This window comes from Rothia sp. 18CD1-1 (assembly GCF_055285355.1).
The window spans coordinates 174,127-179,170 of sequence record NZ_JBUZLI010000003.1; the positions used below are offsets into that span (position 1 = coordinate 174,127).

4 protein-coding genes are annotated in these 5,044 nt (G+C 57.2%); 3 read left to right on the forward strand and 1 reads right to left on the reverse strand.

Going from position 1 to position 5,044, the window contains the following annotated elements:
* Window positions 1-408: 408 nt before the first annotated feature.
* The gene (gene dapE / locus ACS1BR_RS02915; RefSeq protein ID WP_463559980.1) at window positions 409-1,554 is read right to left on the reverse strand and encodes a succinyl-diaminopimelate desuccinylase; all 1,146 of its coding nucleotides are present in this window, start codon (window positions 1,552-1,554) and stop codon (window positions 409-411) included.
* 108 nt (window positions 1,555-1,662) lie between these two features.
* On the opposite strand from dapE, the gene dapD reads away from it, so the two are divergent.
* From dapD to galE, 3 genes are all read left to right on the forward strand, one after another.
* Window positions 1,663-2,619: a 2,3,4,5-tetrahydropyridine-2,6-dicarboxylate N-succinyltransferase gene (dapD, locus tag ACS1BR_RS02920; protein WP_463559981.1), complete on the forward strand. Its 957-nt coding sequence runs from the start codon at window positions 1,663-1,665 to the stop codon at window positions 2,617-2,619.
* Between the two features lie 152 nt (window positions 2,620-2,771).
* Window positions 2,772-4,007, forward strand: coding sequence for a glycosyltransferase (locus ACS1BR_RS02925; RefSeq protein ID WP_463559982.1), 1,236 nt, complete (start codon window positions 2,772-2,774; stop codon window positions 4,005-4,007).
* Complete coding sequence (gene galE / locus ACS1BR_RS02930; protein ID WP_463559983.1) at window positions 4,004-5,020, forward strand: UDP-glucose 4-epimerase GalE; 1,017 nt, start codon at window positions 4,004-4,006, stop codon at window positions 5,018-5,020. Before ACS1BR_RS02925 ends, galE begins: the two co-directional genes overlap by 4 nt.
* Window positions 5,021-5,044 lie beyond the last annotated feature (24 nt).

Genomic DNA, 5,044 nt, shown 5'->3' on the forward strand with positions numbered 1-5,044 from the left:
AGATCATTCTTAACCTTAAGAAAAACCAGAGCCCGACCATCCCAAAAATTCGCCAACGAAGACCACGACGAAGGATTACCCGGACACGGATCCCCACCCGTCAAAGGCTCCCAACTACTCGGACGAGACACAAAAACCACTCCTTACACTATTTGATACTGTGCGAGACTGCGCTCTCCTAGGGGACACTCGGGTTGACCATGCACCCCTATATTCAACTATTTAACCCATTTGAGCACCATCAATACATCAGAGAACCAGAAACACCCTGTCATCATTTATGTGGACACCACGGGGTGATTACCCGTGATAGCAGTACAGATCTGTCCCCCATCCTGTGCCCTTCCTTCCGGACCGCAGCAGAATATGACGAAATGTTACAAGGCCCCGGGGCGGACTACTCTTCCCCTAGCCCCCTTCTAACCAGTTTTTCATCTGGCTGAAACAGCGCCGGATTGCCTCCGCGCTAACGTGTTCATCATCGGTGTGGGCAAGCAGGGCATCACCGGGACCAAAGTTCACGGCGGGAATACCCAGCTGTGAGAAACGAGCAACATCTGTCCAACCATACTTGGAGCGAGGCTCCTGCCCCACCGAATCAATGAGCGACCGCGCCAGGGTAGCCTCAAGCCCGGGTCGAGCCGCCGGCGACCGGTCCACAAAATCCAGCTGATAACCGGAAAAAACCTCTTCCATGTGCGCAACAGCCTGATGCACCGTCTTATCGGGGGCAAAACGGTAGTTGATGTGCACGGATGCCTGATCGGGTATAACATTGCCGGCAACCCCACCGGATATCTCTACCGCATTCAACCCCTCCCGGTAGTCCAGGCCATCCACCCTATGGGTCCGGGGCCGGTAGCTCACCAGCCTGTTCAGCACATCTGCCAGCCGGTGGATTGCGTTCTCCCCCGTCCAAGCCCGCCCCGAGTGCGCCCGTCTTCCCTCCGCGTGAATCCAGAAACGCATGGTACCGTTACAGCCGCCCTCAATAGTGCCGTTGGTGGGTTCGAGGAGCACCGCAAAATCGGCGTCGGTGAGCAGACCGGGCAGGTGGTCGATCAGTCTACCCAGGCCCGAAAGATGGGAGGCCACTTCCTCATGGTCGTAAAAAATATAGGTGATGTCATAGGCGGCATCGGTGAGGGCTGCCGCCAGTGCCAGCTGCACGGCAACGCCGGCCTTCATATCCGTGGCCCCCCGGCCGTAGAGCAGCTGCCCACCGGACCCGTCCTCTACCCAGGTGCCGGGCACAGTACCCAGGCTACCGGTGGTGGCAGGTAGCGGCACGGTATCTAAATGCCCGGCCAGTATCACCCGCTGTTTTCTGCCCCAGTTGCTGCGGGCGATCAGTGCATCGCCGTCGCGCACCGTGCTCAAATGCGGCAACTGCCCAAGGGCTACCTGCACCGCGTCAGCAAGACGGCTCTCACTACCAGAGACCGAATAAATATTGATCAGATCGGCTGCCAGGCGGGCAACATCGCGGTACACATTCAGAAGACCGCCACCTTCCGGCGGCTGTTGTCCGGCGGGATTATCTGTCTCAGTCATACCTCAACTCTAGCCGGCAAACCGGCTACCACCGAGACGTTAGGTGGCCTGTCTCAGTAGTAGAAACACCGCTGCCGTGCCCGGTAGGCTAGGCACTAGACTAAACCCATGACTGAAAATATAAAGCGTCCCGCGGCCGGTTTAGGACTGGCAACCGTCGTCAACTACGGTAACAACGAGGGGGTTGTGCTCGATACCTGGTTTCCCCGCCCCGTACTAGCGGACACCCCCGAGGAGTCTGTGCGCGGACTTCTTGAGCCCCTGGTGGTCGAAGAAGCAGATCGCAATGTGCGCACCGAAATAGTCTCCGTATCCATTGACCTTGAAAAAGCCCCTGCTCACACCGCCGATGCCTACCTGCGGCTGCATCTGCTCTCCCACCGCCTGGTGGAGCCGAACACCATCAACCTTGAGGGCCTTTTTAACCAACTGGCCAATGTGGCCTGGACAAATTTTGGGCCCGTGCTGGCCTCTGAGATTTCTACGGTGTTTCCCGCCCTGCGCAAGCGCGGGCATGTCTCTGTTTCCCACGTCGATAAATTCCCCCGCATGGTCGACTATGTGGTACCCGCCGGAGTACGGATCGGTGATGCTGACCGGGTACGCCTGGGAGCCCATCTGGCGGAAGGCACCACCGTCATGCAGGAGGGCTTTGTGAACTTCAACGCCGGAACACTGGGCACATCAATGGTTGAGGGCCGAATATCGCAGGGGGTCACCGTGGGCGATGGGTCCGATATTGGTGGCGGCGCCTCCACTATGGGTACCCTTTCCGGTGGCGGGAGTGAACGGGTCTCTATCGGTGAGCGTTCTCTACTGGGAGCAGAATCCGGTGTGGGCATTGCCCTGGGGAACGACTGTGTGGTGGAGGCCGGTCTCTACGTAACTGCCGGTTCCAGGGTGACCGTGTTGGGCGCCGGGCAAAAAACACGTGTCGTGAAGGCTGCGGAGCTCTCGGGCGTTTCAAACCTACTTTTCCGCCGTAATTCGGTTACGGGTGCGATTGAAGTGCTACCCCGAGGTACCAAGACCGTGGAACTCAACACGGCTCTGCACACCAACTAGACTGCTGGCCGCCCGGGCCGATGTGCCCGGGTTTCTCCGGGATCTCTACCCTATGTCCGACTGCACCGGGTTTGCTTGCCCGGGGTAGGCGTGCTCGGCTATGCTTTTTGAGAGAAAATAGGCTCCCCCCCTCCCCCGTTAGAATGGCCTCGATGCGCATAGTTTTTGTTGATATAGCTCCTATTATTCGTAGAGATGGAAAAATCTACCTTCCCGAACGGAGCTACCTGGGCTACCGAGAGTATAAAAAATATCTCAGCCACCATTTCCCGCAATTCTCAATGACCCTTCTGGCGCTCGATGGTGTCCGGGAGTTCTCCGGTCAAGAAGATTTGGAAACACTCCACGCCTGCGATGCGGCAGACATCAATCTTGAGCCAGAGAAAGCTCATCTATACCTGGAGAAACTCGACCAACGCGCCCTCGTGCACGTTCTGTTGAGAGAGCAAACCGCAGATTTTATTCATCTCGGCCACACAGTTGTTTACCTGATTGAAGCAACCCCCACAATTCGCTGGAAAATGTTCACCGCGCAGGCAGAAGATAGTCTCTCGTCATTGGCAAAAGCCCGGGTGCGGCTCGGTCTTTTACGGCAAGAAATAAAAAATATTGGGGCCCTCAGAAGGGCGGCTTCTGCACAGTTTAACGGGCCGGCAGCTGCCCGGCAGTACTCCAGATTCACGCGGTCCCCACTCACCTTTCTCGACCACCGCGTCAACTCAGTCAACTCACCGCTACCAAAACCCGCATCCGGCAGCAAAAAATTATCCGTCGGTTTCTCCGGGCGTATCGAAACGTTTAAGGGATCCCACTACCTGCCAAAAATCTCACACGAGCTATACAACCTTGATCCCGACATTAAATTTTTTATTATGGGCGACGGTTCTGACCGTGAAAGGGTGCTCCGGGAATCCGCACCGAATATCATCTATCAAGGTTTTATGAGATACCGGGAAGAATGGGAGCCCTTTGTTCGGCAAGCTATCGATATTATGATTTTTCCCCACCCCCAGGGGGACCCATCCATGACCTACTACGAAGCCCTGGGGCAGGGAGTCCCCATACTTGCCTTCTCCAACGAGACCTCGGATATGCTAGCTCAAGAGGACCTGGGGTGGACAGTACAGGAGGGAAACATCCGGGAACTGGCACATACAGTTTTCTCGCTGGCAAAAAACCCACACGATGTTAGCCGTAAATCCCAGAACGCCCTACAGTTTATGTCCGCACACCTTTACCCCCAAACGGTGGCACGCAGAATCGACCACCTTGTCTCTGTCGCCGAAGACACTACTACCTCTGATACCCCGTATCCGGCTACACACCCGCGGGAAGGTAAACTAGAGGCAGAATATCCACCCACTACCTCGCACAGGGGAACACCGTGAAAATTTTGGTTACCGGCGGCGCCGGCTACATCGGCTCGCACACCGTGCTCGAACTGCTCAAGGCCGGTCACGACGTGATCGTCATGGATAACCTCGCCAACTCCTCAGAGGAATCACTACACCGAGTCGCAGAGCTCACCGGACGGCAGGCGGACTTCCACAAGGTTGACCTACTCGATCTTGACGGTATGCGAAACCTCTTTACCCGTACCCGGCCCGAGGCCGTTATCCACTTTGCCGGCCTCAAAGCGGTGGGCGAATCCGCAGAAAAACCCCTGTGGTACTACCAAACCAACGTCACCGGCACCCTCAACCTGCTCACCGCCATGCGGGAGGCCGACTGCAAAACCATCGTCTTCTCTTCCTCCGCCACCGTCTACGGTGAACCGGAGGAGATGCCCCTGACCGAAAAAATTAATATGGACGCGCAGTCCTGCTACGGCCGCACCAAAGAACACATCGAAGACATGTTGCGCGACCTGGCCGCCTCAGACCCCACCTGGAACATCGCTCTGCTCCGCTACTTCAACCCGGTAGGCGCCCACGAATCCGGCAGAATCGGTGAGGACCCGGCGGGTATCCCCAACAACCTGGTACCTTTCATCGCCCAGGTCGCGGTGGGTCTTCGCGATCATCTCAATATCTTTGGCAACGACTACCCCACGGTAGACGGCACCGGGGTTCGCGACTATATTCACGTCTGCGACCTCGCCGACGGCCACCTCAAAGCGCTCGACTATATCAGTGAACACGGCGGACTCCACACCTGGAACCTGGGGACCGGCAACGGCTACTCGGTACTCGAGGTCCTCCACGCCTTTGAGAAGGCATGCGGTAAAACACTGGCCTATAAAATTGTTGACCGCCGCCCCGGCGATGTCGCCGTCTCCTACGCCGATCCGGCATCGGCACTAGCCGACCTCGGCTGGAGCGCCAGCCGAGATATCGATACCATGGTGGCCGACCACTGGAACTGGCAAAAAAATAATCCCACCGGTTACCGCCGAGCATAGGACACCGGGCCGCCAAGAGGATCG

Excerpts from the sequence above, each read along its gene's own strand:
- dapE (WP_463559980.1), bottom strand. The coding sequence starts at position 1,554 with ATGACTGAGACAGATAATCCCGCCGGACAACAGCCGCCGGAAGGTGGC.
- dapD (WP_463559981.1), top strand. The coding sequence starts at position 1,663 with ATGACTGAAAATATAAAGCGTCCCGCGGCCGGTTTAGGACTGGCAACC.
- ACS1BR_RS02925 (WP_463559982.1), top strand. The coding sequence starts at position 2,772 with ATGCGCATAGTTTTTGTTGATATAGCTCCTATTATTCGTAGAGATGGA.